The sequence below is a fragment of the Pseudoalteromonas sp. S4492 genome, from assembly GCF_005886115.1.
GTDB classification, from domain to species: Bacteria; Pseudomonadota; Gammaproteobacteria; order Enterobacterales; family Alteromonadaceae; genus Pseudoalteromonas; species Pseudoalteromonas gelatinilytica.
Window position 1 is genome coordinate 1 of sequence record NZ_PNCP01000022.1, and the last position, 26,777, is coordinate 26,777.

A 26,777-nucleotide genomic window follows, 5' to 3' on the forward strand; every position below is an offset into this window, starting at 1 on the left:
ACAAGCTTTACTTGATGAAGCAGCACTTGCCGCTTGCCTTGCGTATGTTGACCTAAACCCTGTAAGAGCAAAAGTGGCTGATTTACCCGAAGATTCTGACTACACCAGTATTAAATCTAGAATTAATGCAGCTCAAAATAATAAACAACCAAAATCACTAATGCGCTTTGCAGGTAAACCACGCAAACACATGCCTAGAGGGCTAGCATTTGAGCTCAAAACATATCTAAAACTTGTTGATTGGACGGGCCGCTCAATACGAGAAGATAAGCCAGGGAAAATCTCAGAAGATGCGTTACCAATTCTTGAAAGACTAAATATTTGTAGTGATAACTGGCTTACACTCACCACCTCTTTTACACGTTCATTTAAAAATACAGCGGGTAAAGAGCAAGCTATAACTACTTATACAAATCACATGAAACGAAAACGAAGAAGCTCTATAGCAAATAGCTTAGCCTTATTTGCTTAATTGAGCATTCGACACTAGAAATCAATCTTACAGATCCAATCCTTTTCATTCGAGAGGCAAAATGACTTATGCAACTAGAGCTATCCAATCTGCAAAACTCAAGAATATTTCAGCACATAAGGCTGAAATTTAATTGATGACAATGAAAAATCACTACTTTCCTAGCAATTCAACTTGTTCGCAATAATTCACATCTATATTAAGCTGCATCATATTAAAAATAAGTTGACTGTCTTTCTAAAAATTAATCACGCGTATCATCGCGAGGTGTTAAATTGGGTGTCTAATTATAAAAAAGAAACCGATTCTGATAGTAGCTAAGTTATGCAAGGCAGTAATGTAAATGCATTATCTATTGGTGTAGTTAGCAATTTGCCACACGAACAATTCAACGCATAGTTCCACCCCAAAATAATGGCAATTAAGCGCCTGGATGCAACAAAAATATCAAAAAATCGAAATAAAGAAAAATTAATGCAAAAAACCACATTTGCGGTTGACATCAGTTTCCAAAACGCTTAAAAATACTCCTAACATTTTTTAAACAGCAGCCATCTAGTCGGCTGTGCATTTTTTAGAAGAAAATTAAAAAATAATGAATATTCGCCGTCACCTTTTAGTCGTCAACGTTCTCGTACTGGTCTTAGTTACAAGCCCAGCGGGTGGCTATTAAAAGGTGAAAGCACGCTTTTTAAAAAACCCCCGCCATATGCGGGGGTTTTTTTATGCATTTATGCTTGCACACACAGAGGAATGAGGATGAGTACGACTGAATACAATGGATCCGAACTAGTTGTTCGGGCACTTAAAGAATTGAATGTTAAATATATTTTTGGCTACCCAGGTGGGTCAGTTCTTGATTTATACGACGCGTTATTTCAACAAGAAGATATTGAACATATCCTAGTACGTCACGAACAAGCCGCAACACATATGGCTGATGGTTATGCCCGTGCTACCGGTGACGTCGGTGTGGTGCTTGCAACTTCAGGCCCTGGGGCTACAAACTGTATTACTGGTATCGCGACTGCTTATATGGATTCTATTCCAATGGTGGTGTTATCTGGCCAAGTTCCTACTGGTTTAATTGGTGATGATGCATTCCAAGAGACTGATATTGTTGGTTGTTCTCGCCCTATCGTAAAACACAGCTATAACTGTCGAAGTGCAAAAGAGATCCCTGCCATCTTAGCAAAAGCTTTCTACTTAGCCAGCACAGGCCGCCCTGGTCCGGTTGTGGTTGAATTACCAAAAGATATGCTTAATCCTGAGCTAAAGTTCCCATTCGAATTTCCAAAAACCACTGAGCTTCGAACTTATAACCCGAACACTAAAGGCCACTCAAAACAAATTCGTAAAGCAGTGAACGCTATTTTAGAAGCTAAAAAGTTGGTTATTTACTCAGGTGGCGGCATTATTCTATCAAATACCTCTGAGCAACTGACTCACTTGGTTGAATCATTAAACGCGCCTATCACTAACACCTTAATGGGTCTAGGTGGTATCAGCGGTACTCACCCTAACTTTATTGGCATGTTAGGTATGCATGGTAGCCTTGAGGCAAATAAAGCTATGGCAAACGCTGATGTTATTTTAGCATTAGGTGCTCGATTCGATGATCGGGTAACGAATAATGTTAAAAAATTCTGCCCTAATGCCACGATTGTTCATGTTGATGTTGACCCAACTTCAATTTCTAAAACAATTAAAGCGCACATCCCTGTTGTTGGCTGCTTACAAACAGTGCTTGAACAGTTACAAACGGCGATTGATAAGAGCCCTATTTCAATTGATCGTTCAGCACAAGAAGATTGGTGGCGTCAAATCATTAGCTGGCGTGAACAAAAATGCCTAAGCTACAGCACGGATGGCGATAAAATCAAACCTCAAGCGGTTATCGAGGCAATTTACAAAGCAACCAATGGTGATGCTTACATTAGCTCTGATGTAGGTCAGCATCAAATGTTTGCTGCTCAGTATTATCCGTTTAAACATCCTCGCCAATGGATCAACTCTGGTGGCTTAGGCACCATGGGCTTTGGTTTACCTGCAGCAATGGGCGTTAAGCTTGCCTTCCCTGATAAAGAGTCTATCTGCGTGACGGGTGATGGTTCAATTCAGATGAACATTCAAGAGCTATCAACTTGCTTACAATACAATTTGGCTGTGAAAGTTGTGTCGTTGAATAACCGTTCACTGGGCATGGTACGTCAATGGCAAGATATGATGTATTCAGGTCGTCACTCATCATCTTACATGGAATCACTTCCTGATTTCGTAAAACTAGTAGAAAGCTATGGCCACGTAGGTATTCGCGTTGATCATATTGATGAGCTTCAGCCTGCTATTGAAAAAGCCATGTCTATTAACGACAGATTGGTATTTTTAGATATCTGTGTAGATGAAAAAGAGCATGTTTACCCAATGCAAATCAAGCTAGGGGCAGTCGATGATATGTGGTTACGTAAAGGAGTAAAAGCATAATGCGCCGTATTTTATCAATCTTATTAGAAAACGAACCTGGCTCGTTATCGCGCATTGTAGGCCTATTTTCACAGCGCGCTTACAACATCGATAGCCTAACTGTTGGCACGACTGACGATCATTCACTTTCGCGTATTACCATTACAACCATGGGTGATGATCGCATCGTTGAGCAAATTACTAAGCAAGTTAACAAACTGGTAGATGTTCTTAAGATTATTGACTTAACCGAAATGGCGCACATCGAGCGTGAGCTATTATTGGTGAAAGTTTTTGCCCAAGATGAAACCACTCGTGCAGCGGTAACGCGTGTTGCTGATGTGTTCCAAGGTGCTATTTTAGATATGGGCCGCCACAGTTACACACTGCAACTTGTAGCGAGCACAGAAAAGGTTGAATCTTTCCTTGATACCTTGCGTCACGAGTCAGACATTATTGAAGTTGTACGTTCAGGTGCGGTTGGTATTGGTCGTGGTGATAAAGCGTTAAAGGCATAAGCCTTTTTCGCTAACGCGACAAAACGTAAGATACAAAAAAAGGGCTATAAGCCCTTTTTTCAATAATTAGTAAGTTACCCTATTAAGGATTAACTTGGTCTTTAAGACCTTTACCCGCTTTAAAGCTTGGGATAGTTGCTGCTGCGATTTGGATTTCTGCACCAGTTTGTGGGTTACGGCCAGTACGCGCTGCACGCTCTTTTACTGAGAAAGTACCGAAACCAACTAATGCTACTGAGTTACCTTCTTTAAGAGAGTTAGTAACTGCGCCAGTGAATGCATCTAGTGCACGAGTTGCTGCCGCTTTTGAGATTTCTGCATCAGTAGCAATTTTTTCAACTAATTGAGCTTTATTCATTGTTAGATTCCTATTCGTTATTATTTTGCCTTCGCAAAACCTATCTTTATGCATTTTTGAGAAGTTAGCAACAGCAAATTGCTATTTTTACGTAATTTATTCAAAAATGACTACTATTTAACTATCAATCACAAGGTTAGTGACATCAGTATTAATAAAGACTTAATTTAACTACCATCACAAAAATTTATGATAGCCAAACCATCATTCAATTTTCTCGATAACCAAGGTAACTTCCCCGACCTCAAAGCCAAACTTATCAATAGCGGTACGGTTAATCAAGCGTGATTGTGTTACCAAGTACATCCAATCATCGAAATTTACCACTAAAGTACTATCATCGTACGGAAGCTCGACAGAATATGTCCAATGGAACACACTGCCATTGCTGTCACCTTTTGCTTCGCCAATCACATCTGATGCAGTCCCTGTGATACTGCCATCATCATTAATGGTGATATACCAAGTACGCGTTTGCTTTTCGCCGTCATCATAAACAAATTGCTCGTCAATCACTCCCTGATTGCCGTTCCAAGACGCTTGCATATCAACTACCAGCTTACGGGTTAATTCACCTTTGTGGTCTTGTACAACGCCGTAGGCTTTGAGCTCACCGCTAAAAAACTGCTTAAAGTCAAACTTCGGCTCTGTGCCCTGATAATAATCAACATCTGGTGCAGAGCAGCTGGTAATTAACAGTACCATAGCAAAAATAAAGAATGCTTTGAGCTTAATCATGTTTCCCTCCAATAAGCTGTTTACGAAGTGATGGTTCAGACGTGTCGGCGCTTAACCAAATTGCTAAAAAGTTGTCAGCAAATTTATTATCATCGATCTGACCTAGCTCTTTGTCATTAAAGTAAAAAGTACCAATTCCTTGCTCGTTTGTTTGAAACGACAACGAATCGTTTTTTTTGATATCAGGCCAAAGAGTTAATAATTGTTTATCGTAAGCACCTACCATGTCATTAAGCTTTAAATGTTGCCATTGCTCGTTGGTTGCTTTGACGATATCTTTCGCATCGAAATCCCGCAAATAGGTGAGTGTAAGTTTGCTGGGGTGTTGGCCAAACTGATACGAACCCGATGGGGTCTCTAATTTGGCGTTATACACATCCCAAAACAGATACTCCATCTTGGCCTGGCCCACTGTTTTAAAGCCATTTGCATACACACCTGCACAGAACGATAACGCAGCAAATAAACTTAAATTAAGTGATTGTTTCATCAAATAACCCTTAAAGTTGTATTATTAAACACTACGAAAAACCACTTAAAACTGATCATTCAGCCGCTAAAAATCGCTTATTTATAGCGATTATAGCCATAAACATACTTGCCCAACCTAAGCCATAAACAAGCCAAAATTGCCAAAGAACAAGCTCAGTATTAAGTACTTCAAAGCGCATTCCAGCGTAGTAACTAGCAGGAGCAAATAACACACAAACACCCCATGCAATATACCAAGGCAGCTTTTGTAGGAATTGCATCGAAGTATTAATGGTTAAAAGCAGTGCTGCCCAAAGTACAGCAAGCCATAAGGGAAAGGGGCTCTCTTTAAAGGCAAGTAAGTTTAAGCTGCTGGCAAGCCATTCGTAGCCGAGTGCGAGAGGTAAACCACATAAAAGTAGCCAACTATCTTGCTGACGTTGCTTTGATAGGTAAATCATCAAAGCAACAACAGCTAAAGCGGGTATTAGAGAGTTGCGCTCAAGGAGTAAGGCCATAAACCATACTCCTTGAAACAAAACAAAGTTAATAATCGAGCGCGATATCATCGCCAGAATGACCAAAACGAGGTTTACGGGCAACTAAATGCACTGTACTGATAGCACGGGTTCTAAACGCACCTTCACAGTAAGCTAAATAAAATAACCATAAACGATAGAATCGTTGGTCAAATTTGACTTTATCTATTTCAGGCCAGCTAGCGACAAAGCGCTCGCGCCAATCAGCCAATGTTCTTGCATAGTGAACGCCAATATCTTTTACACTATGCACAACCATGTCTGTTTGCTGCTTTATTTGCTTATTCATTTCATCTAAACAAGGCAAACAACCACCCGGGAAGATGTACTGCTGGATGAAATCGGAATTTTTAAGGTAGTGGCTGTAACGCTGATCAGCTATGGTGATTGCTTGAATAAGCATTGCACCACTGTCTTTTAATAAAGACTTACATTTTGCAAAAAAGCCAGGCAAATACTCATGACCGACAGCTTCAATCATTTCGATTGATACAAGCTTATCGTACTTGCCGTCTAAGAGGCGGTAATCCTGCTTTAATAAAGTAATTTTATGCTCTAGGTTAAGCTCTTTAACCTTTTGTTCCACATAAGCATGTTGCTCGTCAGAAATTGTGGTCGTCGTTACATGGCAATCAAAATGCGTTGCGGCATAAATCGCAAAGGCGCCCCACCCTGTGCCAATCTCAATCACCGAATCACCTGGTTGTAAATCAACCTGCTCACAAATCAATGCTAGTTTGTGCGCTTGGGCTTGTTCAAGGCTAGCTTGTTTTGACGGATAAACAGCACATGAATACAACATTTCGTCACTTAAAAATGCACTGTATAAATCGTTGCCTAAATCATAGTGCGCCGCAATGTTCTTTTTTGAACCACTTGCTGAGTTTTTATTTTTAATGTGATTAACTCGGTGCGCAATGCCACTTAAAAAGGCAAATTTTTTCTCGAATGCATCTAACTGATCTTGGTTTAAAGCGAATATTTCAATAAGTTTAGTGAGGTTGTCACAATCCCAATAGCCAAGAATATAAGCCTCGCCGGCACCCACACTGCCAGATAACGCAAAAGACTTATACATAGCAGCATCATTTACCGTGACCGTTGCGTGTAAATCACTTGTAATGTCACCGAATTGCTCTTTTTGATTACCCTCTTTTAGGGTAATGCAACCGACATTGATACTATTGAATGCACCTATTACCAGTTTTTTATAAAGTTTTGTCATCCAGCCGGTCGTTGGGGCTTGTGTTAAATTTGATACTTTTTCCATCACATCACCTAGTTGAATTCTCTTGTTTGCCCGAGTGGCCAATAAATGGCACACGTTTGCAAAACAACTTCAAAGCATGAAGGTAAATACCTTTAAAAATACTTAACGTCATAGCCGGAAACTGTTTAAGCACGGCACTAACCTGCTCTTTCGTGAGAGGGTGCTTTTGCAAACGCAGGGTTGCATCAAACAAAAGAGTGTCGTCTTTTTTATTTTCAATATGAATCATGGTGTTATCAGAATTCATTCTAATATGCCAATGATAGTTCATATCTAAGTTCATGAAAGGTGATACGGAGAAAACCTTTTTAAAGTTCACTTTTTTTTCAAGGGGTACGACATAATAATGACGTTCATTCCAAGGCGTGTTACTGACTTCAGCAAGCATGTGAGTGAACTCGCCATGACTAGTTTGAAAGAAGAAAAAGTTAACCGGGCTAAAATAAATTCCTAAACAGCGCACCTGTCCGAGCATAAAAACATGGGTAAATTCATCGTCAATGCCAAGCTCTTTAATTTTATTAAGTGCACGCTGTTTGAGTGGCAGTTGCATATCGGTTTGAAAATTAAAATAGTCGCTCTGATTAAATTTAAGCGCCTTAAAGCCACTTGAGCCAAGCCAAGGGTGAACACCATTAAGTTCATCAGGCTTAGCTAAATCAACCCACATCATATAAAGCGGGTACTTAAAGTGATGCTCTTTGACGGCAAAGCGCCTGTGGCGAACATCACCTACATATATGGCGCTATTCAAACTCGACTCCGAGTTGCTTTGCCACATTTACAGCACTTCTTACACCATCTTCGTGGAAGCCGTTGTACCAATAAGCACCGCAAAAATAGCTATTATTTTTACCGTCTATAAGAGGCTTTTGCTGCTGTGCGGCAATCGACTGTTTATTAAATACCGGATGATGATAAGTAAACTCACGCAGAATTTTGTCTTTTCTAATGCCGTCAAGGTGATTAAGCGTGACACAAAATTGCGTGTCGCTTTGAATGCCTTGCAGAATATTCATCTGATAAGTTACAACAGCGGCTTTATCTGTGTTGTTATTTAACAGGTAATTCCAGCTCGCCCATGCGGCTTTGCGTTTTGGTAGCAGTGTAGTATCTGTGTGTAGTACCACTGAATTAGCCGTATAAGGTATAGCTGAGAGAACGCTTTTTTCGTCCTCGCTTGGGTCTAACAACAGCTTTAAAGCTTGATCTGAGTGACAAGCAAACACAACTTTATCGAATGTTTCACTGTGGCCATCATCAAAATGAACATGCACACTGTCATCTTTTCGAGATACCGAGCTGATATTACTATTTAAACGAATTTTATCAGCAAAACCTTGGATCATAGGTTTAATGTATTCGCGAGAGCCACCCGGAATAACATACCACTGCGGGCGATTAGTGATATCCAACAAACCGTGGTTATAAAAAAACTTAACAAAAAACTCTACACCAACTTGCGCCATTTCTTTAATGCTTGTTGACCAAATAGCAGCGCCCATCGGCAAGATATAATGAAAACGGAAGAACTCGTTAAACTCATGCTCGTCTAAAAACTCGCCTAGGGTTTGATTTTCTTTGTAATTTTGTCCAGCATGCAATGATTTACACACATCATTAAAGCGAACAATGTCTTTTAAAAGTTTCCAGAATTTAGGGCGAAAGATATTGCGCTTTTGTGCGAACAAGCTCCAAAAAGTATGGCCGTTGTATTCAAAGCCTGTTTGTTCATTATGCACACTAAAGCTCATTTGGGTCTTCTGACGCTCGATACCCAAACGCTTAAGTAGCTTTTCAAAATATGGGTAAGTTCGGTCGTTAAAGACAATAAAGCCAGTATCAACAGCGTACTCAACGCCATCAACTTTTACGTCTATGGTTGCAGTATGGCCACCTATGTAGTCGTTTTTTTCAAATACGGTTACATCGTAGTGTTTATGCAATAGGTGCGCACAGCTTAAACCCGCTATGCCAGATCCAATAACAGCCACTTTTTTCAACGTGATAATCCTTTTGCAAGCTTCAGCCAAAGTGGCGTAGGAAGCATTCTTAAAAATTTTAAAATGAAAGTAAAACGGTGTGGAAAGTGCACTTCTTTGCGCCTTTTCGCGACCCCTTTATAAATATAATTTGCCGCTTTTTCTGCACTCACCGCCATAGGCATAGGAAAGTCATTTTTATCTGTAAGCGGCGTTTTAACAAAACCTGGGTGAACTAAAGTGACATCGATATCGTTTAAATCAACCGCTAAGCTATTAGCTAAATAACTTACACCGGCTTTAGACGCACCATATGCTTGGCTGCGCGGTAAGGGTAAGTAAGTCACACTAGAGCTTACGATGACCAGCTGACCACCGGACTTTATTTTTGGTAATAACGCCTCAAGGCAATAGCCCATGCTGAGCAGGTTGGTCGTGATCACCCGTTCAAACAAGCTACTGTCAAAATTGCGAGCATCATCAATGTATTCACAATTGCCGGCATTAAGAATAACCCGGTCAAATTCTGTATAAGCCACTGTGCTCGAACGAATGTCTTGAAGGTCTGTTGCATCAAATTGGCAAGAGTCAATATTTTGATGTTGGCTCAATTTAGCAAGCTTTTCTGAATTTCTACCGCATGCAATGACCTGCTCATCGTTGTCTGCATAAAGCGTTGCTAATGACTCGCCAATACCTGAGGTTGCACCTGTAATTAATGTCGTCATTATGCACTCGCTCTTTTGTCGATGTATTTCACAGCTGAGCCGAGTACAGGAATATGCCTGTAAAGCATAGCGCCTACGTCAAAATAGTCGCGGTGGTTAATTATTTTATCGCCAGAAAATTTTAAACGACTATGACCTGCAACCGAAATCGCTTGGCCTTTGTTTAGCTTTGGATGGCGGTAATGCATAGTCCAATAAATAAATGCAGTGTCGTCTTTACCCTCTGCATTTTCAGTCACATAGCTGTCTTCGATAGCAAATTCACAAGAAAGCACATTGGCATAGAGGTTTTTAAAATATTCACGCAGCTCCCCAAGACCATTTACCGCATGCAAGGGATCTGCAAACTGGATATCAGGATGATAAATTTCATCCAATAACTGTAAATTGTCTTTATTGAGTGTTTGATAAACATCAATAAACCTATCAAGGATCGCCTTGTCCATGTCACACCTTAAATGCGTTTAGCGCTCGCTCTCGCGCGGCTTTATGATCAACAATTGCTGGCCAATAACTGCTCGACTTACCCTGTTTCGCTAAATAATCATGCGGAAAATGGATTTGTTTGGCAGGTATTTTTTCCAGCTCTGGTAAATATTTACGGATAAATTCACCATCTGGATCAAATCGCTCGCTTTGGGTGATAGGATTAAAAATTCGAAAATACGGCTGAGCATCACACCCCGTACTTGCAGCCCATTGCCAGCCACCGTTGTTAGATGCAAGGTCGCCGTCTATTAGGTGCTGCATAAAAAAACGCTCGCCTTTACGCCAATCAATTAATAAGTGCTTGGTTAAAAAGCTCGCGACCACCATGCGTAAACGGTTATGCATCCAGCCAGTTTGCAGTAGTTGCCTCATTGCAGCATCAACTAACGGGTAGCCTGTTTTACCTTCGCACCATGCTTTAAAGTCGCTGTCATCATCACGCCACTTCACGGCGTTGTATTTCTCATTAAAGTTATCGTATTTATTTAGGTTTGGATAAATCGCGATAAGATGGCGGTAAAACTCACGCCAAATCAATTCATTAACCCAACAAAACAAGTTACTTTTACTGCTACGTAGTACATCAGGGTGACGCTGCTGGATCAGTGCCAATAATTGATGAACGCTGACAATACCAAGGGCTAAGTAAGGGCTTAAACCCGAGGTGCCTTTAATGCTTGGGATATCTCGTTGGTCTTGATATGTTGCGAGTTTTTCTTCAATAAAGCGCGCGCAAACGTGGCTGAGCGTGTCATCATCAACAGGCCATTTTTCTGAGCTGCCGTCTGAGGCCAATAACTCACTTGGCTGCCACTCAATGGGCTCAAACATCTGCGGTGGTTCAGCAAAATAAAAGTGGGTGTCTTGATAAACTTTTAGCCATGCATTTTTAAATGGCGTAAATACTTTGAACATCTCACCGCTTTGATTTTTAATGCTTCCCGGCGGCGCAATCACATCACCGTCGTATGCGTAAAAAGCAATCCCATTGCTGTCAGCGTGCTGTAAAAAGGCTTTATCTCGGTTTACTTCGTTAAGCTCATATTCGTTGTTGGCGTAGACATTTCTTACTTGATGTTGCTCGCAAAATGACGCTAATTTTTCAACACAACCGGCATAATCGGCTGCATCAATAATGTGTAATTCAATACCTTTACTGGCTAAAAGCTCACCTAAAAAGTGAAGCCTACGCTTTAATAAATCTAGCTGAATAGCAGCCACATCATGCTTTTGCCATTGCTTTTCAGTAATAAAAAACACTGCATTTCGGCAGCCATTTTCGATTGCCTGATACAAGGCATCGTTATTAAAAAGGCGCAGATCGCGCCTAAACCAAAATAATGTGTTCATTAAATTCCGTAGCGTAGTTTTAATTCGTTCGGATAAGGGTCAAGGTACACTTGCTTAGCAAGGTACTCATTTGGATGCACTTTTAAATGATGCTTAATTAACGTAAGAGGTACGTAAAGTGGCACTAAACCTTGACGGTATTCATCAATGGCATCTCGCAGTTCTTGCTTTTCAATCTTAGAAAGCGATTTTTTAAAATAGCCTTGTAAATGCATTAAAGTGTTGGCGTTATTTTTACGAGAAGCTGGTTTTTTAAGGGCTGTCATTAACCCTAAAATGTATTCATCAGCCAAAGTTTGGATATCTTCGCCGTCAAAAGTGCCAAGCAAGTTCCCCAGACTACGGTAAGCCTCGTAGTTATGCGCCATCAATAAGTACTTATATTGGGCGTGAAACTGGGTCAATCTATGAACTGTTAATGGCTGCTCGCTTAATGTTTGCCAGTGCTTATAGGTATAAACACGCATTACAAAGTTTTCGCGAAGATGCATATCATTTAAACGACCGTTTTCTTCGCAAGGTAACAATGGGTTATGTGCCATTATTTGCTCTGCAAAAAAACCCACACCTTCTGAAGTATTGCCAGTACCCGCTTCGTTATAAATTTTAATACGTTCCATACCGCAACTAGGACTTTTCGCGCAAAACACAAAGCCGCTTAACTCAGCGGTTTGCTCTGTTGCCACTCGTTTACCATATTCTGTTAGTTTAGGGCCAACATCGCCAGTGCCATCTGGACGACACACTTTAATGGTATCGCCAACACGCACTTGACGAATAGTTGGTCTGGGGATTGGTAGCCCTACCGCTACTTCAGGGCAAAACTTTTTATATTCGACATGCTTGCCAAGCTCATCCATACAGAAATTTGATTTTTTATGGCCTGTATCAAAGCGTACTTTATCGCCTGCTAAGCAAGCACTTAAACCAATTTTTATTGTTGATTGCTGCATATAAACCCTACTAATAAATAAGATTACCAATTGGATTCAGGAGTTTGCTAATACCTTTGTTGAAGTGCAGCGCACTGCTAACTACGGTAAAACATAAACAACCTTGTTCAGTTTTTGGCGTGTGATTATGACGACCATCAAGCATCATAAAATCACCCGGTACATAGTGTCCGTCTTCATCACTAAACTCCCCATCTAATAATAAAGTGAGCTCAAAACCCGTATGTGTGTGCTCAGGAATTTCACCACCCGCATCAATATGGAGCAGGCTTGCTCGTAACGCGCCATCTTCTAAATCAATGCGAGAGCGGGCAAGTTTACCTATTTGCATAAACTTACTATGACCAATCCGGGTAAGCGCTCTAGGTAATGTGTAAGTTTTGTCTTTAACATCTACCGACACCTGTGCTTGCTCGTAAACTTCATCAATAGTTTCATCAGCTGTGATCGCATCAAACATACTGGAATCAAACATGTCATCCATATCAATAGCGGATTCTGTAAATACTGTGTCTGCATTTTTGGCTTCAAGCGCAGCGAGCTCTTTTTGACACACAGGGCACATTTCAACATGAATAGCGACTGCAACACTCAAAGTGGCAGGTAAATTACCTTCGCTGAACTTGGCAAGTAATTCATTGCTAGGATGGTGCTTAATCATGGTGATCTCCCATTTCATTGCGTAACTTCTGCAAGGCTAAGCGAAGACGAGATTTCACTGTGCCTACGGGAATGTTTAAATGCTCAGCAAGCTGCTCTTGCGACATATCTTGAAAATATACGCCGCGCACAACTTCTCGTTGCGCAAGGGGTAATTTATCAAGGTATTGCTTAATCTGTTTATCTTCTAAATGGTCACTAAATTCGTGTTGGCCCGGCTCGGCTTCATCTATCAAAGGCCAAATATCTTCACTAATACACTCTTCTTTGCTGCTCTTCATTTTTCTTAGCATATCGAAAGAAGCATTACGCATTACTGTGTATACCCATGTTGTCGCCGCCCCTTTTTCTTTGTGATAAAGATGCGCTTTACGCCAAACTGAGGTTAGTGTTTCTTGAACTAATTCCATCGCTTGCGCTTCAGAACCAAATTGTTTGATCCCAAAACGTTTTATTTTTGGCGAAAAATATTGGAACAGCACTGCAAACGCACGTTTATCACGGTGCGCAGCAACAGCAAATAAGGCATCAGCAAGCTCTTTGCTTGGTGTATCTGGCATGGCAGAGTATTGACCTGTGTTAGGTTTACAACCTGTTTGAAGTTGTTGACTTACCATCTTTGTGTCATCCAATTATTGTCGTAAGAATTTATACGCCAAAAAGTTGATGTGAGATCACATTAATCAGTAAATTCGTTGTTAATTAGAGTATGGAGGAAACTTAGCAAATTTTCAAAATTAGATTTAAAGGCAAGTTGTTGTTTTTTAACTAATGAAATAGGCAAAATTTCAAGCCAGCGGGCAACAACCCAAGCAAGATTGTCAAATTGTGGGGTTTTATATAGACCTGCTAAATCAGGCTGATTTGCAAACACAGCACGAAGCGTGTCGCTTAGTAAGGTGTTTTCGTCATTGATTGGTGTGTTTACATACCATGAAGGCGACGTAATTAGTTCGATGTCGGCATGGCGTAGTTGCTGCTTATCTTGATATGCGTTATGCATAGACACTGCATGTTCAGCATAAACATCAATTAATAATTGGCCACTATCATCTTGATTGAAGTCGGTTATTTGCACTAAACAACCCATTTCTGGCAAGTTAAGATCTGTGTCGTGTTGGTAAGTGCACAGCACAAAACCTGTATTATTTTGTACAGCTTCTTTGACCATCGTTAAGTAACGCTGCTCAAAAATTCTTAGCTTGGTGAACCCTTCAGGTAAAATAAAAACCGGTAAAGGAAAAATCGCACGCTTCATAAAGTCTACTATTCTAAAACCACATGCCTTTAATTACGTGCGTTTTTAATCCGCCGATCAATATTTCATGAAATCTTAATATCTACTTTGTACTCTAGAAGTTGAACCATTGCGCAACGTTACGAAATAATTCGATTGATGCATACGCACTGAGTAAACTCAAAACCGGTGCAACCATAAGTAAAAATAAGCTGATTTCACTACTCATTGTCTTGTTTCCTTACTGCTTGTTTGTTGCTTTAGGAGCTTGAGCAATTTTTACTTCGTCTTCTTTCGAAGCAATTGCATCTTCACTCATGTAAGTATCTAGTAACTTTTGAGCATCAAACTCAATGCTGTTCATTACGCTTTCTTTCAACTCAATGCTTGCTTGTTGAACATAGCTTTTAACAGATTGTGTAATTGTGTTGCTGATATCTAATTCAAAGTCAGTAGCGCTTGCTTGAGTTGACCCTAATACAAGTAACGCAGCAGTAGTTAATTTAAGTGAGTTATTCATAGTGGTATTCCTTGTCTCTTTAAGTAATTAGTCGTAATTACTTAATCAAAGGTTGTGCCACCCTGAAAATATTTTTTAACTTATTGATTTTTAACGATTTAAAAATAAATTAAATTTTCAACCGCATTCAGGGTTGGTTAATAAAACCAACGAATTTAAATATTTTGACCAACATTTAGTGAAAAAATAAGCATTGCCAACTTCAGCGCACACTTGTACACTGAAACTGTTTTATTCACTCATTTTTAGTAGATAGATATGACACAACAACTCCCTTATTCACGCCAAGAAGAACAACTTAACGTGCTCACTCACGGTATGGGAGTCCTGTTTGCGGTATATGTGCTGTGGGACTTAATTTCACAATCTAAAGTTGTGTCAGCTACGGTGAGTGCTATCGTGTATGGCTCAAGCCTACTGGTATTATTTTTAGCCTCGACCTTATATCACGCTAGTACCAGAGAGCGTATACGAGCCATTTATAAAAAATGTGACCACTGTGCGATTTACTTGCTTATTGCCGGAACCTACACGCCTTATTTGGTAATTTCGTTATCTGGGGCTTGGGCAATTGCTGCTTTAGTGTTTATTTGGTCTTTAGCGCTTGGTGGTGTTGCATATAAATTACTGGTCAAAAACACGAATAAAAAAGTCTCTCTCGCTACCTATTTATTAATGGGCTGGTTTGCATTAGCACTTGTTTATCCACTTTATTTGAACCTTGATTTAAGCGCTTTATGGTGGCTGCTAGCTGGCGGGATTGCGTACAGTTTAGGCACAGTGTTTTACAGCGCTAAAACCCGCCATTACAGCCATGCAATTTGGCACGTATTCGTGTTAGTTGGCTGTGTTTGTCATTATCTATCAATTAGCTTGTATGTTTATTAGTCCCACTGGTGCAGGCGCATATTAATTTTAGCCTTATTAAAGGTAACACCTTCACTGAGTAGTTTTTGTCGTTGCTCCAGATGCTTATTGCTGCCTTCAGGAAACGATATTTTACCCTGGCTATTAACTACCCGATGCCAAGGAATGTTTGAGCCTTCGGGCATTACTTTTAATAACTTGCCCACTAACCTTGAGTTATTAGGGTATCCTGCAAGCTTTGCTACTTGCCCATAACTGGCAACTTTCCCCTCAGGAATGGCACAAATAATGGTATAAATTAAATCTTCTTTAGTTGCCTGCTGCACGACTCGACTCCAAATAGTGTTTACTAACCTCGCTAAAATCTTGCCAAATAGCTCTTGCAACAGGGCCATGATGAACCGAGTGCTGTCTAAAAACTCGAATTTCTGCGCCAAACTGGTGTTCACGATCGACAATTTTAATTTGCTGCAATAAACCAGCGTCGATTTCGGCTTGGCAATGTTGCAAACTGATCATTGCCCAGCCCGCACCAGAGAGTAAGAACGACTTAACACTGGTTATATCGTCAATTTTCATTAATGCAGAGCCTAGCGTATACGAAAGCCTATCACTGTCAAAACTCAAGTCGCTTTCAAACATGGCCAAGCACGGGTAATTTTGAATATCTGCAAAGCTGATTTCACTAGGCACCACATCAGGCGCACTGACAATACCGATATCAAATTTACCAATCGGTAAACTTTCGAGATCCCCTGTTGCATGAAACAAATCAAACCAAGGGCCAATTCCTAAATCAGCCTGATGACTATTAACCTGCTCAAGAGATACAAAGCGCTTGCCTGAAGAAATACTAAACTCTGTACTGGCAAAACGTTTGAAGGTTTGGCTGATCACTTGGTTATAACTGTTTTGATGGCAAAGCTGCTCATAGCAAATTTTATAATTGGCTTCATTACCTAGTGCCAGCTCTTTAGCAAGTGAGCTTAACTCACTGTTTGCATTAAGTAATAAGCGAGCCTCACGATAAAAAATACGGCCTTTTTCTGTTAAGTGTAACCGATATTGACTGCGGTCTAGTAACTCAAACCCTAGCTCTGATTCTAGCTTTTTGATTGCTAACGTGAGCGCTGGTTGAGTCTTGTGCAATTTAAGTGCGGCTTGGCTCAAACTAGAGCTTTGCACAATAGCATCTAGAATGATTAATTGATTTAAATTCATTAATGGCAAACTATATAAATAAAACTTATGCTGTTTCTAAAATTTAATAATTTTTATTTTATATCTTTGCAGCGTATCCTGCAGCAAATTTATGCTTTCTTATCTATGGAGAAGACAATGAGATTGGCACCCGCCGTGTTAATGAGCAGCATGTTTCTGTTACTTGCGGCATGTTCAGAGCAAGCACAACAAAGTGAAGCAGAGCCGGTAGTTCGCCCTGTTAAACTTTTTAATATTGGCAATAATTCAGAGCAAAGCATTCGCAGCTTTCCTGCTGAAGTGGTTGCTAACCAAGGTTCTTATCTTGCCTTTCGTGTGAATGGTGAGTTACTTGAGTTCCCTGCTCTTGCGGGCCAACACGTTGAGAAAGACCAGCTTTTAGCCAAACTCGATCCTGAAGATTTTCAACTGCAATATGATGAGCGCAAAGCACGCTATGAACTAGCAGAATCTCAACTTGAGCGTGTGCAAAAGCTATTTAACCGCTCAATTGCCAGCCAATCTGAGTTAGACCAAGCGCTTGCTAATAAACAGGTTGCTGAGTCAGCGCTAAAAATTGCCAAAACCAACCTAGATAATAGTGAATTACGCGCGCCGTTCGCCGGTACTGTGGCAAAAGTGTTTGTGAAAAACTTTGAAAACATTCAAGCAAAACAAAACATCCTTCGCCTAGAAACCCGCGACCTAATGGACGTGGTTATTCAAGTACCCGAAAAACTCATTGCACGCATCGATAAAGATGTTCACTACCAACCTGATGTTGTATTTGATGGTTACCCAAACAAGTCATATCAATTGACGGTCAAAGAGTTCGATACCCAAGCCGACCCAATTACTTTAACGTATAAAGTCGTGTTTTCATTACCTGTGCCAGAAGATTTTAATCTACTTGCCGGTATGACTGGCCGCGTTGATATAGATTTAAGCAAAATCACCAGCTCACAATCACCTTATACATTGCTGCCAGTTGAGGCGGTATTCTCAGAGCCTACTGAGTCTGAAAACAACAACAGCTATGTATGGCTTTATGACGAAAACACCGGTTTAGTGCACAAACAAGCTGTTGAAGTTGGCCAATTACATCGTGATGGCATTGAAGTACTCTCAGGTATTAAAGAAGGCCAAATCGTTGTGGCTGCTGGTGTGCACTTTTTAGAAGAAGGCATGAAAGTGCGTCCATGGCAAAAAGAGCGAGGCTTATAATGAGCTTTGCAGCACTCGCTATTGAAAGAAAAGTCATTAGCTGGATGTTCGCGCTGTTTTTACTGATTGGTGGAACGGTCGCTTACTTTGGCTTAGGACAACTAGAAGACCCTGAATTCACCCTAAAAAAAGCCATGGTGATCACCCTTTATCCGGGCGCGTCACCACAGCAGGTAGAAGAAGAAGTCACATTCCCTATTGAAAATGCAATTCAACAGCTACCGTATGTTGATTACGTAACCAGTATTTCATCACCGGGTAAATCGCAAATTACCGTCGAGATGAAAAGCAATTATCGTAAACAAGACTTACGCCAAATATGGGACGAACTGCGTCGAAAAATTAACGATCAAGCATCGTCGATGCCCTCTGGTGTTTATCCAAGCAAGATTATGGATGACTTTGGGGATGTATACGGGGTGATGTATGCAGTCACTGGCGATGGTTATTCTTACGATGAGCTTAAAGATTACGTTGATTACTTAAAACGTGAGCTTGTTTTGGTTGATGGCGTTAGTAAAGTAACCGTGGGTGGCGAGCAACAAGCACAAGTCATGGTTGAAATTTCAACCCGCAAACTTGCCCAGTTAGGTATTTCGCCTAATCGAATTTATCAGCTTTTACAAACTCAAAATAGCGTGTCGAACGCAGGTAAAGTGCGCGTTGGCGATGAATCAATTCGCTTACACCCAACCGGTGAATTTAAAGACGTAAAAGAGCTCGAAAACTTACTTATTTCTAAGCCAGGTGAAAATGAGCTTATTTACTTAGGTGATGTTGCTACCGTTTTTCGTGAGTATGCAGAAGTCCCTAACAATATTATTCGCTATAACCAGCAACAAGCATTACTGGTTGGTGTGTCATTTAGTACAGGCGTTAACGTTGTTGATGTAGGTGCAAATATTGATGCTCATTTAGCGTCACTTGAATATCAACGTCCCCATGGTATGGAAATAAACAGCGTTTATAACCAACCTGCTGAAGTTGAAAAGTCAGTAAGTGGCTTTATTATCAGCCTACTTGAAGCTGTTGCTATTGTTATTATCGTGCTTTTAGTCTTTATGGGCTTTAAAAGCGGTGTATTGATTGGTGTAATTCTCCTACTGACCGTTCTAGGTACCTTCATTTTCATGAAGTTGTTTGCCATTGATTTACAGCGAATTTCGCTTGGTGCCTTGATCATAGCCTTAGGGATGCTGGTTGATAATGCTATTGTAGTAACCGAAGGCATATTGATAAACCTAAAGCGCGGACAAACAAAACTGCAAGCAGCAACCAATATCGTTGAACAAACCAAGTGGCCGTTACTAGGCGCAACGGTTATAGCCGTTACGGCCTTTGCGCCAATTGGCTTGAGTTCAGATGCCAGTGGTGAATTTGCTGGCAGCTTGTTCTGGGTATTGTTTATTTCATTATTACTTAGCTGGATCACCGCCATTACCTTAACGCCATTCTTCGCTGATTTAATGTTTAAACAGGCAACGGAGAAACAACCGCATCACGATGAAGACCCTTATCAAGGGGTTATCTTTAATGTCTATAAAGGCGTGTTACATGCAGCAATGCGTTATCGTAAAACGACACTTCTGCTAATGGTTATCATGCTTGTAAGCTCTGTGTTTGGCTTTAAATTTATCAAGCAGTCGTTCTTCCCTGCATCTAATACACCGATGTTTTACGTTGATTATTGGCATACACAAGGCGCTGATATTCATACTACAATGGATGGCGTCGCAAAGCTTGAAAAGTTCTTACAAGCAGACCCACTGGTTGAAGAGGTAACCACAACGGTTGGCCAAGGTGCACCGCGTTTTATGCTGACTTACGCACCTGAAAAATCATACCCAGCCTATGGGCAATTGATTATTCGTGTTAAAGACCGCGAAGCTGTTACTACCATGATCAAAAAAGTGCGTGATTACCAACACGAGCATGTACTTGATGCTCAGCTTAAAGTTAAACGTATGGAAATTGGCCCATCAACAGATGCAAAAATTGAAGCGCGTTTTTCTGGTGCTGATCCTGTGGTACTTCGCCAATTAGCGAAACAAGCGAAAGATATTCTGCATCAAGATGCGGGAGCATTTAATATTCGTGACGATTGGCGTGCTCGCTCGAAGTTAATTCGTCCGCAATTTAACGAGCAAAAAGCCCGTCGTTTAGGAATTGCTAAATCAGACCTTGATCAGCTGCTGTTAACTAGCTTATCGGGTAAACAAGTGGGTGTTTATAAAGACGGCACACAAATGCTGCCAATTATTGCTCGCTCGCCTGCTGAAGAGCGCTTAAACGTTGAAAGCCTGCGAGACTTACAAATTTACAGCCCAGTGTTAGGTGTGTTTGTACCGGTGACACAAGTAGTTGATGATTTTATTGTTGAATGGGAAGACAGCTTGATCATGCGACGTGACCGTAAGCGAACCATCACAGTGATGGCCGACCACGATGTCATTGGCGATGAAACACCTGCTAAACTCTTTGCCCGTGTACGAAAGAACATTGAGGCAATTGAGCTCCCACATGGCTACGAATTGCAATGGGGCGGCGAATTTGAATCATCAAGCAAAGCACAAAAAGCGATTTTTGGTTCATTACCACTTGGTTACTTAGCCATGTTCGCAATCACAGTGCTGCTGTTTAACTCGGTTAAACAACCTTTAGTAATATGGGCGACGGTGCCATTGGCAATCATCGGTGTATCGGCAGGTTTATTACTAATGAATGCAGCATTTAGCTTTATGGCCCTGCTTGGCTTACTTAGTTTAAGCGGCATGCTCATCAAAAACGGCATTGTGTTAGTTGACCAAATTAACCTTGAACTCGATAGCGGCAAAGACCCTTACAAAGCTGTGTTTGACTCAGGTGTAAGTCGTGTGCGTCCTGTAGCGATGGCTGCGATTACCACCATTTTAGGCATGATCCCACTGCTATTTGACGTGTTCTTCCAGTCAATGGCGGTAACTATTATGTTTGGCCTTGGTTTTGCCACAGTGCTGACCCTGATTGTTGTGCCTGTGCTTTATACCATGCTGTTTAAGATCAAAGTACCTAAACAGCGTCACGCTAATTAATACAGATTGACTCTCAACCAAAAGCCCTATCAGCAAATTGTTAGGGCTTTTTTATTACCTTTTATTTTAATAAACAAAAAGGTAATAAAATCCGCCACAGCCAGCAAATGAAAATAAGCAACACCAAAAATAAAAGCGCACTGGTTCTTGGTGCTTATAAATGGTGCTAATGCTCCCTGTATAACTTCGGCTACCTACACGAATTTTATTCGTTAATAACCCCAACACCCCATAACCAACAAACAATAGGGATGCGATAAAGATAAATACATTCTGAAAGCTAGCCATTGATAACCCTGTTTATGAGTCGTGCAAAATTGGTCAGCTATCAATTATTAACTTATTTATAATTCTCGGTAAAGTCGAATGCAGAGAGCTCGCCTGTGTCTAGCATAAGTATTTTGTTATTTAAGGTTTAAGGTGGGTGTCTAGTTACTTTTAGAGTGGGTGTCTATTTAATGATTAATCTATCAGCTTGTGTGCTAACCTATTGCTGCTGATTTAATACTTGAAGGGCTAAGATGCGTAGAAAAGTACTTTACTTATTGATTGCAATATTCAGTGGTACCTTAAGCGCCAATGAAAATACACACTATCAGCATGAGTCTAATGTAGCTTTTCATGTTGCCGTTGAAAGTTTATCTGATGCTGTTTTAGCAATTGAAGGACAAAATGGATTGATATTTAACTCAAGATGGATTTTTGGGGAAATAGGCACGCCAATCGCAGATATTTGTGAAGGGCAACAATCAGCCGATTTAGAGCTCGAGTGTGATTCTGTTTCAAACCGCACTGTTGAATCTCATTATGACTTTCCACAACACAGCCAGGTTGCTCTGTATTTTAGACCTAACTTGATTGTGAATGGACTCAAATTGATTGAAGCAAGCGTTAAAAACAATGAAGTAGCACTATTACTATTTGAAGATAACAATACAAAAGAGCTGTTCTTTGTAAACAAACATCAACTTAACGATATTATCGCGAAAAAACTCTCTAAAAAAGAATTTAAACCGAAAAGAGACCTTTTGGAAGATGATGCCATTTACCCTAATAAAGGCTAAGGTTGAAATCTGTATCATTTAGAACCCTGAAGCAAACCAGTAAAGACTAGTCAGGGCTCTAATGCACTAAGTTTACTTTTTCAGGCTTAATGTGCCGATGCGTTTAGTACTGCTACGCTTCGTTTGGTTTGGTTTTGATGAGTGTGAATTGCCAGCCTTAGATCTTGATTGTCCTTGCTTGGCATCACTGCGTGCTTTTTTTACGTATTTAGAAAAGTCGCGCTTTTTTTCTTCTTCATTACGTGGCTTTTGCTTAGCACGAGCTTGGGTTGGCTGTTTGTTTTCATCAATTGAACGCTCTTCCGTTTTACCTGAGTCGGCAATTGAATTATTGATCTCAGCCATTTCTTGTTCGGTTAAGTGGCGCCACTGCCCTACTTTTAAACCCTTTAGGGTCACGTTCATAATTCGTGTGCGCTTTAGAGTCACCACTTCATAGCCTAAATATTCACACATACGGCGTATTTGGCGGTTTAAGCCTTGTGTTAGCACTATAGTAAATTGCTGCGGGCCTGTTTGTTTAACCTTACACTTTTTAGTAACGGTATCGAGGATAGGAATGCCGTTTGCCATCTTATTCACGAACTGGCGGTTTAGCGGTTTATCAACCGTTACTACGTATTCTTTTTCATGATTATTACCAGCACGAAGAATTTTATTAACGATGTCGCCTTCGTTAGTTAAGAAAATTAAGCCTTCTGATGGTCTATCTAAGCGTCCAATCGGGAAAATACGTTCTGGGTAATTAACAGCTTTAACAATATTGCTTTGGATTTTTCGCTCAGTTGTACAAGTAATGCCAACAGGTTTGTTGTAGGCAATATAAACCAGCTTAGGCTTTGCTTTTAAAGGTTTGCCATCTATAAGTACATCATCGGCGTCACTAACTTTTACGCCCATTTCAGGCAAGTTGCCGTTAACAGTAACACGACCTTCTTCAATATATTTATCTGCCTCACGGCGTGAACAAAAACCTGTTTCACTGATAAATTTATTTAATCGCTTTAACTCTGTCATGGCACACTTCTGTCTGGATTTTAAAGCCGCTAGTTTATACCAGAAGCCTTTACCAAGCTAGGTAGAATCTAGGCTCTTTGACTACACTTTTAGTGTTGCGCTGCGTTTTTGGGCTTTTCGCTCAATAAACTATGTAGCGTATCAAAATCGAAGGCGTACTCAGTGCTTTTGCTGTTTTGCAGTAAGAAGGTTTCAAAAGGGATAACCGACCAATCTTTGATGTTTCTTAGCCAGCTGTAACTTTGAATATTGTGCTTTGTGATCACCCCAAGCTGAAACTTAATCTCATCGTGATTTTGCCAATAAGGGTTACCATTATGATGATCGACCACGCTAATTAAAGCCCATGCTCCCATCATAAAATGCCCGCCAACACTGGCAGTGAGTTTTTGTTGTTCTATTAAGTCTAAATTATCATCAAGCCAATCAATGCCACCTATGAAATAGGCTTTATCTTTTTTACCTTTTACTGCTTCTAGGGCACCTTGCGCCATCAAATCAGACGCACACCAAATCACATTCGTATCTGGGTATCGTTGTAATAATCGGCTCACTTTATTCTCGGCTTCTTGCTTATTCCAACTGGCATACACAACTTGCTCAAGCTCAACATCTTGTTTTCGTAAATAATGAACAAGGCCGTCACTGCGGGTGTCTGACTCTGTGCCATAATGACCATTAATCGCAACAAAGTGAGGCGTTTGCTTTGCATTTATTGCCTCATTAAGTAAGGCTTTACCAAGTTGCTCACCGGCTTTGAAGTTATCGTGAAATACTTCACCTAACCAATACTTAAAGCGCTGACGGGGTTTACCCACTTCGTCACGCTCTACGCCAACAATCGTTTCTTCGAGAGTGATAAAATTCACTTTGTGTTGTTCAAGCAAGCTCATTGACTGCTCTGCGCCACCTGGGTAATTAATTAAAATGGCGTAATCAGGTTTAGGGTTATATTGCAGGTATTGTTTGAGTTCGGCTAATTGAATGTGGCGATTTCCACCGCCATAAATTGTTGTGAGAGAAACATTATTTTGCTTTGCAGCAACCTGCATCACATTAGTCACTTTTTGCCAAAACAAATCAGTTTTAACTGAGGGATTAACTAACAGCACAGAGAATTGCTCGCCAGCATAAAGTGGTGAACAGCAAAGCAATGTAAAAACCAACAAGCAAACTCGCATTACCACCCCGCTTTGTTTTTCTTTGATTGTAGTATACGAGGAATTATCTAGACAATTTTCGCCAAATTAATTCACACGGACCATGTGTAAAGTACTGACTATACACTTTACAAAAAAACAATTGAAAAACAAGCACAACAGCAATGACCAACCAATAATCTATGCGATCAAAATTAACTGCTGCGGTTGGGTAAGCGACTTTAAAAAACAGGATAAAAATCACTGTTTGCATTAGATATAATGTCAATGACATGCGACCGGCTTGCTGTAACAGCAACCAGTTGCTTGGGGTATTTTTAACTATTTTCACAATGATGTGGCAATAGCAAATGGCCATGGCTAAAGCTGCCAGCCAATTAATCGGTTCCACAATCGCGTACATAAACACACTATGGTTCGAGTCTATCAGCAACCTCAGAGCCGTTAAACTTATCGCAGTAGGAACAATCAACTTAAGCTGAGAATGTGTTAAACCCTGAACAAATACCCCTTGTTTATATAAATAAACACCCACCAGCATTAACCCTGCAGCCATCCACATTGTGATGAGCGGCACAGCAATAAGCATTATGATAAACATCAAAAAATTGCTGACGAATCCTGCAAAATAAGAAGAATAAGCTGCATCATACGCCATTAAAAAGCTCTCAGAGCTTCTCGTTACAGGGCTAAACTCTGGCTCTATAAAGGAGAGTAAAAATGAAATGAAGGCACCAAGAAGTAAAAACAGCATGCCCATACGCAGTATTTTTTCGTCATCTTGCTGGCTAAATTTAAGCGTTAACCAGCCTGCACAAGCATAAATAAACAAAATATCGCCAGCCCACAATAAAAAACCATGGGCAAGGCCTATACATGCCAAAACTTTTAGCCGCTTATGTTGCTTCTCGACGCTTTGCCAAAGTTGCCATTGAATAACTAAAGACGCACCGAATAACAGACAAAAAAGGCTTCTAAAACGCCCATCAATAAACACTGTATTGATGGTGTAAATGAGTGAATCTGAAAATGGTGGCGTAGCACTTGGCGTATAGTCATACTCAAACACTGCAAAGGTGTAGATGTTCATAAACATCAAGCCGAGTACCGCAATACCCCGTAAAACATCCATATTTATATTGCGCATAAATCCCTTATAGGTTTTGCCTGCAGCTATCGCTCCAATTTACTGCATTTTCGTATATCTTGGGAAGATCAGAACTTTCAATACTTAGATAGGCAACAGCCTGTTCAAGCGCCCACCAGCTACCAGTTTCGTACGCTTTAACCGTTTCAAGTATGTAATAGAGGATATTTTTTTCTTGCATAAGAGCAGCATGAATTTCGTCAGGAAACGGCAATCGATCCAATAGCTTTTCCATTGGCTGATCTAAGATAGCATCAAGTAATGAAAACAGCCCCGTTAAAAACGCTTCACCAGTTTGCTGTTTTGCGACACGCTGCGCAATAAGCTCACAAAATCGCGCTCTAACAACACAAAGCCGAGTAAGCTCAGCGGGTTTTGATTGAGCACTGTGGGCGGTAATAATTAAGCTTACAAACTTTTTCAGTCGTTCATGGCCTAAATAGACAAGCGCTTGTTTTAAAGAGCCAATTTTACTCTTTATTGGAAACACGCCGCTATTAATTAAGCGCAGCAACTTATAAGCAAGTGCGGTATCTAACGAAAACAAACCAGCAATCTCGCTGATGTTTGGATCTGGGCGCATGACTTCAGCATAAATTGATAATACCAGTGCGTAGTTGTAATCAATATCGCGATGCTGAATCATTTTGGGTTTTGCAAAGAAATAACCTTGGAAAAAATCAAAGCCCATTTTATAGGCTTTGTCGTAATCATCGGCTGTTTCAAGCTTTTCTGCCAAAAGCTTTATTTTTTTATGTTTTTTAAGTTTATTAACAACAGGGGCAATTTCTTCAAAGGGTGTTTGCTGAACATCAAATTTGATAAGACGAATGAGTTTTAAAAAGCGATCCCACTCAGGTTGGTAAACAAAATCATCCAGTGCCAACTTGTAGTTATTGTGAAAAAGCTCACGACAATATTCGTAATTTTCGTCGGTAGGCTCCATGGTTTCGAGTAACTCGATCACCACATCTTTGGTTGGCAAAAACGCGCAAAGGTCCAGCTTCAAAGACTCTGGACCTATATTAATTAACGCTTTTTTGCCCGACGTTATATGACGGGTACCTAAATTGAGCTGGTTTTCCATAATGAGTCGAGCTGTTGCTGTACTCTCAGACACATCAGGAAAACTATTCTGTAAACTATCTCTAAATAGTAGCTCATAGGCGACAACTTGTTGACGACGATTAAAGACCGCTTGCCTAGCAACAAATACAGCCACTTTACCTACTTTTTATATTTTATCTCACACTAAGTAATTAATAGCTGAAATTGACAA

Annotated in this window: 27 protein-coding genes and 1 pseudogene; 7 read left to right on the plus strand and 21 right to left on the minus strand. The window is 40.4% G+C overall.

Features of this window, described 5'->3' with window-relative positions; translation table 11 throughout:
* The 3 genes and pseudogenes from CWC28_RS21895 to ilvN all read left to right on the plus strand — a co-directional run.
* Nucleotides 1-472, plus strand: a pseudogene (locus CWC28_RS21895) (transposase); the annotation flags it as partial.
* 759 nt (nt 473-1,231) lie between these two features.
* Complete coding sequence (locus CWC28_RS06435; protein WP_063707503.1) at nt 1,232-2,956, plus strand: acetolactate synthase 3 large subunit; 1,725 nt, start codon at nt 1,232-1,234, stop codon at nt 2,954-2,956.
* Nucleotides 2,956-3,453 carry an acetolactate synthase small subunit gene (ilvN, locus tag CWC28_RS06440; RefSeq protein WP_063707505.1) on the plus strand — a complete coding sequence of 166 codons (498 nt, stop codon included), beginning with the start codon at nt 2,956-2,958 and terminating at the stop codon, nt 3,451-3,453. The genes CWC28_RS06435 and ilvN overlap by 1 nt, the downstream gene beginning before the upstream one ends.
* An 82-nt stretch (nt 3,454-3,535) precedes the next feature.
* Here ilvN and CWC28_RS06445 read toward each other — a convergent pair whose 3' ends face one another.
* The 15 genes from CWC28_RS06445 to CWC28_RS06515 form a co-directional block, all read right to left on the minus strand.
* On the minus strand, nt 3,536-3,811 hold the full coding sequence (locus CWC28_RS06445) for an HU family DNA-binding protein (RefSeq protein ID WP_036972004.1): 276 nt from the start codon (nt 3,809-3,811) through the stop codon (nt 3,536-3,538).
* A gap of 204 nt (nt 3,812-4,015) precedes the next feature.
* Nucleotides 4,016-4,549, minus strand: coding sequence for a DUF3833 domain-containing protein (locus tag CWC28_RS06450; RefSeq protein WP_063707507.1), 534 nt, complete (start codon nt 4,547-4,549; stop codon nt 4,016-4,018).
* Complete coding sequence (locus CWC28_RS06455) at nt 4,542-5,039, minus strand: chalcone isomerase family protein (RefSeq protein WP_063707510.1); 498 nt, start codon at nt 5,037-5,039, stop codon at nt 4,542-4,544. Before CWC28_RS06455 ends, CWC28_RS06450 begins: the two co-directional genes overlap by 8 nt.
* Before the next feature lie 55 nt (nt 5,040-5,094).
* On the minus strand, nt 5,095-5,589 hold the full coding sequence (locus CWC28_RS06460; RefSeq protein ID WP_063707512.1) for a DUF2878 family protein: 495 nt from the start codon (nt 5,587-5,589) through the stop codon (nt 5,095-5,097).
* Nucleotides 5,567-6,829 carry an SAM-dependent methyltransferase gene (locus CWC28_RS06465; RefSeq protein WP_063707514.1) on the minus strand — a complete coding sequence of 421 codons (1,263 nt, stop codon included), beginning with the start codon at nt 6,827-6,829 and terminating at the stop codon, nt 5,567-5,569. Before CWC28_RS06465 ends, CWC28_RS06460 begins: the two co-directional genes overlap by 23 nt.
* Before the next feature lie 4 nt (nt 6,830-6,833).
* A complete protein-coding gene (locus CWC28_RS06470) occupies nt 6,834-7,583 on the minus strand; it encodes a DUF1365 domain-containing protein (RefSeq protein WP_063707517.1) in 750 nt (249 codons plus the stop codon).
* Nucleotides 7,576-8,832, minus strand: a complete 1,257-nt coding sequence (locus CWC28_RS06475; protein WP_063707521.1) for an NAD(P)/FAD-dependent oxidoreductase — start codon at nt 8,830-8,832, stop codon at nt 7,576-7,578. Before CWC28_RS06475 ends, CWC28_RS06470 begins: the two co-directional genes overlap by 8 nt.
* Nucleotides 8,829-9,539 (minus strand): SDR family NAD(P)-dependent oxidoreductase, encoded by a 711-nt coding sequence (locus CWC28_RS06480; protein ID WP_138624902.1) that lies wholly within the window; start codon nt 9,537-9,539, stop codon nt 8,829-8,831. Before CWC28_RS06480 ends, CWC28_RS06475 begins: the two co-directional genes overlap by 4 nt.
* A complete protein-coding gene (locus tag CWC28_RS06485) occupies nt 9,539-9,985 on the minus strand; it encodes a nuclear transport factor 2 family protein (RefSeq protein WP_063707527.1) in 447 nt (148 codons plus the stop codon). Before CWC28_RS06485 ends, CWC28_RS06480 begins: the two co-directional genes overlap by 1 nt.
* A 1-nt stretch (nt 9,986) precedes the next feature.
* Entirely contained in the window at nt 9,987-11,378 is a 1,392-nt protein-coding gene (phrB, locus tag CWC28_RS06490; RefSeq protein ID WP_063707529.1) for a deoxyribodipyrimidine photo-lyase, read from the minus strand.
* On the minus strand, nt 11,378-12,331 hold the full coding sequence (locus CWC28_RS06495) for a YbgA family protein (protein WP_063707535.1): 954 nt from the start codon (nt 12,329-12,331) through the stop codon (nt 11,378-11,380). Before CWC28_RS06495 ends, phrB begins: the two co-directional genes overlap by 1 nt.
* A gap of 10 nt (nt 12,332-12,341) precedes the next feature.
* Nucleotides 12,342-12,992 (minus strand): ChrR family anti-sigma-E factor, encoded by a 651-nt coding sequence (locus CWC28_RS06500; RefSeq protein ID WP_063707538.1) that lies wholly within the window; start codon nt 12,990-12,992, stop codon nt 12,342-12,344.
* Complete coding sequence (locus CWC28_RS06505; RefSeq protein WP_063707542.1) at nt 12,985-13,608, minus strand: sigma-70 family RNA polymerase sigma factor; 624 nt, start codon at nt 13,606-13,608, stop codon at nt 12,985-12,987. The genes CWC28_RS06500 and CWC28_RS06505 overlap by 8 nt, the downstream gene beginning before the upstream one ends.
* A 62-nt stretch (nt 13,609-13,670) precedes the next feature.
* On the minus strand, nt 13,671-14,249 hold the full coding sequence (locus CWC28_RS06510; protein ID WP_063707545.1) for an LON peptidase substrate-binding domain-containing protein: 579 nt from the start codon (nt 14,247-14,249) through the stop codon (nt 13,671-13,673).
* A gap of 220 nt (nt 14,250-14,469) precedes the next feature.
* Nucleotides 14,470-14,748, minus strand: coding sequence for a hypothetical protein (locus tag CWC28_RS06515; RefSeq protein ID WP_063707548.1), 279 nt, complete (start codon nt 14,746-14,748; stop codon nt 14,470-14,472).
* A 258-nt stretch (nt 14,749-15,006) separates the two neighbouring features.
* Here CWC28_RS06515 and trhA point away from each other — a divergent pair, with 258 nt between their 5' ends.
* Nucleotides 15,007-15,636: a PAQR family membrane homeostasis protein TrhA gene (trhA, locus tag CWC28_RS06520; protein ID WP_063707551.1), complete on the plus strand. Its 630-nt coding sequence runs from the start codon at nt 15,007-15,009 to the stop codon at nt 15,634-15,636.
* Here the strand turns inward: trhA and CWC28_RS06525 are convergent.
* Both CWC28_RS06525 and CWC28_RS06530 read right to left on the minus strand, forming a co-directional pair.
* A complete protein-coding gene (locus CWC28_RS06525; RefSeq protein WP_249324949.1) occupies nt 15,633-15,941 on the minus strand; it encodes an MGMT family protein in 309 nt (102 codons plus the stop codon). The two genes, trhA and CWC28_RS06525, sit on opposite strands and share 4 nt — an antisense overlap.
* Nucleotides 15,925-16,836 (minus strand): LysR family transcriptional regulator, encoded by a 912-nt coding sequence (locus CWC28_RS06530; RefSeq protein ID WP_138624904.1) that lies wholly within the window; start codon nt 16,834-16,836, stop codon nt 15,925-15,927. The genes CWC28_RS06525 and CWC28_RS06530 overlap by 17 nt, the downstream gene beginning before the upstream one ends.
* A gap of 117 nt (nt 16,837-16,953) precedes the next feature.
* On the opposite strand from CWC28_RS06530, the gene CWC28_RS06535 reads away from it, so the two are divergent.
* The 3 genes from CWC28_RS06535 to CWC28_RS06545 all read left to right on the plus strand — a co-directional run bounded on the left by CWC28_RS06535 (nt 16,954) and on the right by CWC28_RS06545 (nt 22,174).
* Nucleotides 16,954-18,039 carry an efflux RND transporter periplasmic adaptor subunit gene (locus CWC28_RS06535; protein WP_063707563.1) on the plus strand — a complete coding sequence of 362 codons (1,086 nt, stop codon included), beginning with the start codon at nt 16,954-16,956 and terminating at the stop codon, nt 18,037-18,039.
* Nucleotides 18,039-21,110, plus strand: a complete 3,072-nt coding sequence (locus CWC28_RS06540; RefSeq protein WP_105173533.1) for an efflux RND transporter permease subunit — start codon at nt 18,039-18,041, stop codon at nt 21,108-21,110. Before CWC28_RS06535 ends, CWC28_RS06540 begins: the two co-directional genes overlap by 1 nt.
* Before the next feature lie 521 nt (nt 21,111-21,631).
* Nucleotides 21,632-22,174 (plus strand): hypothetical protein, encoded by a 543-nt coding sequence (locus tag CWC28_RS06545; protein ID WP_063707579.1) that lies wholly within the window; start codon nt 21,632-21,634, stop codon nt 22,172-22,174.
* A gap of 72 nt (nt 22,175-22,246) precedes the next feature.
* On the opposite strand, the gene rluF is transcribed toward CWC28_RS06545, so the two are convergent.
* The 4 genes from rluF to CWC28_RS06565 all read right to left on the minus strand — a co-directional run bounded on the left by rluF (nt 22,247) and on the right by CWC28_RS06565 (nt 26,720).
* The gene (gene rluF, locus CWC28_RS06550) at nt 22,247-23,191 is read right to left on the minus strand and encodes a 23S rRNA pseudouridine(2604) synthase RluF (protein ID WP_105181828.1); all 945 of its coding nucleotides are present in this window, start codon (nt 23,189-23,191) and stop codon (nt 22,247-22,249) included.
* Between the two features lie 89 nt (nt 23,192-23,280).
* Nucleotides 23,281-24,372 carry an ABC transporter substrate-binding protein gene (locus CWC28_RS06555; protein ID WP_234003610.1) on the minus strand — a complete coding sequence of 364 codons (1,092 nt, stop codon included), beginning with the start codon at nt 24,370-24,372 and terminating at the stop codon, nt 23,281-23,283.
* 43 nt (nt 24,373-24,415) lie between these two features.
* Nucleotides 24,416-25,498, minus strand: a complete 1,083-nt coding sequence (locus tag CWC28_RS06560; RefSeq protein WP_138624905.1) for a DUF418 domain-containing protein — start codon at nt 25,496-25,498, stop codon at nt 24,416-24,418.
* A gap of 7 nt (nt 25,499-25,505) precedes the next feature.
* A complete protein-coding gene (locus CWC28_RS06565; protein ID WP_105173536.1) occupies nt 25,506-26,720 on the minus strand; it encodes an EAL and HDOD domain-containing protein in 1,215 nt (404 codons plus the stop codon).
* Nucleotides 26,721-26,777 lie beyond the last annotated feature (57 nt).

Bases quoted from the DNA above. Each gene is read 5' to 3' on its own strand.
- CWC28_RS06515 (WP_063707548.1), bottom strand. From the start codon at position 14,748: ATGAATAACTCACTTAAATTAACTACTGCTGCGTTACTTGTATTAGGG.
- CWC28_RS06500 (WP_063707538.1), bottom strand. From the start codon at position 12,992: ATGATTAAGCACCATCCTAGCAATGAATTACTTGCCAAGTTCAGCGAA.
- CWC28_RS06465 (WP_063707514.1), bottom strand. From the start codon at position 6,829: ATGGAAAAAGTATCAAATTTAACACAAGCCCCAACGACCGGCTGGATG.
- CWC28_RS06485 (WP_063707527.1), bottom strand. From the start codon at position 9,985: ATGGACAAGGCGATCCTTGATAGGTTTATTGATGTTTATCAAACACTC.
- CWC28_RS06555 (WP_234003610.1), bottom strand. From the start codon at position 24,372: ATGCGAGTTTGCTTGTTGGTTTTTACATTGCTTTGCTGTTCACCACTT.
- CWC28_RS06445 (WP_036972004.1), bottom strand. From the start codon at position 3,811: ATGAATAAAGCTCAATTAGTTGAAAAAATTGCTACTGATGCAGAAATC.
- CWC28_RS06505 (WP_063707542.1), bottom strand. From the start codon at position 13,608: ATGGTAAGTCAACAACTTCAAACAGGTTGTAAACCTAACACAGGTCAA.
- CWC28_RS06510 (WP_063707545.1), bottom strand. From the start codon at position 14,249: ATGAAGCGTGCGATTTTTCCTTTACCGGTTTTTATTTTACCTGAAGGG.
- CWC28_RS06480 (WP_138624902.1), bottom strand. From the start codon at position 9,539: ATGACGACATTAATTACAGGTGCAACCTCAGGTATTGGCGAGTCATTA.
- trhA (WP_063707551.1), top strand. From the start codon at position 15,007: ATGACACAACAACTCCCTTATTCACGCCAAGAAGAACAACTTAACGTG.
- CWC28_RS06530 (WP_138624904.1), bottom strand. From the start codon at position 16,836: ATGAATTTAAATCAATTAATCATTCTAGATGCTATTGTGCAAAGCTCT.
- ilvN (WP_063707505.1), top strand. From the start codon at position 2,956: ATGCGCCGTATTTTATCAATCTTATTAGAAAACGAACCTGGCTCGTTA.
- CWC28_RS06455 (WP_063707510.1), bottom strand. From the start codon at position 5,039: ATGAAACAATCACTTAATTTAAGTTTATTTGCTGCGTTATCGTTCTGT.
- CWC28_RS06495 (WP_063707535.1), bottom strand. From the start codon at position 12,331: ATGCAGCAATCAACAATAAAAATTGGTTTAAGTGCTTGCTTAGCAGGC.
- CWC28_RS06435 (WP_063707503.1), top strand. From the start codon at position 1,232: ATGAGTACGACTGAATACAATGGATCCGAACTAGTTGTTCGGGCACTT.
- CWC28_RS06545 (WP_063707579.1), top strand. From the start codon at position 21,632: ATGCGTAGAAAAGTACTTTACTTATTGATTGCAATATTCAGTGGTACC.
- rluF (WP_105181828.1), bottom strand. From the start codon at position 23,191: ATGACAGAGTTAAAGCGATTAAATAAATTTATCAGTGAAACAGGTTTT.
- phrB (WP_063707529.1), bottom strand. From the start codon at position 11,378: ATGAACACATTATTTTGGTTTAGGCGCGATCTGCGCCTTTTTAATAAC.
- CWC28_RS06540 (WP_105173533.1), top strand. From the start codon at position 18,039: ATGAGCTTTGCAGCACTCGCTATTGAAAGAAAAGTCATTAGCTGGATG.
- CWC28_RS06560 (WP_138624905.1), bottom strand. From the start codon at position 25,498: ATGCGCAATATAAATATGGATGTTTTACGGGGTATTGCGGTACTCGGC.
- CWC28_RS06535 (WP_063707563.1), top strand. From the start codon at position 16,954: ATGAGATTGGCACCCGCCGTGTTAATGAGCAGCATGTTTCTGTTACTT.
- CWC28_RS06450 (WP_063707507.1), bottom strand. From the start codon at position 4,549: ATGATTAAGCTCAAAGCATTCTTTATTTTTGCTATGGTACTGTTAATT.
- CWC28_RS06460 (WP_063707512.1), bottom strand. From the start codon at position 5,589: ATGATATCGCGCTCGATTATTAACTTTGTTTTGTTTCAAGGAGTATGG.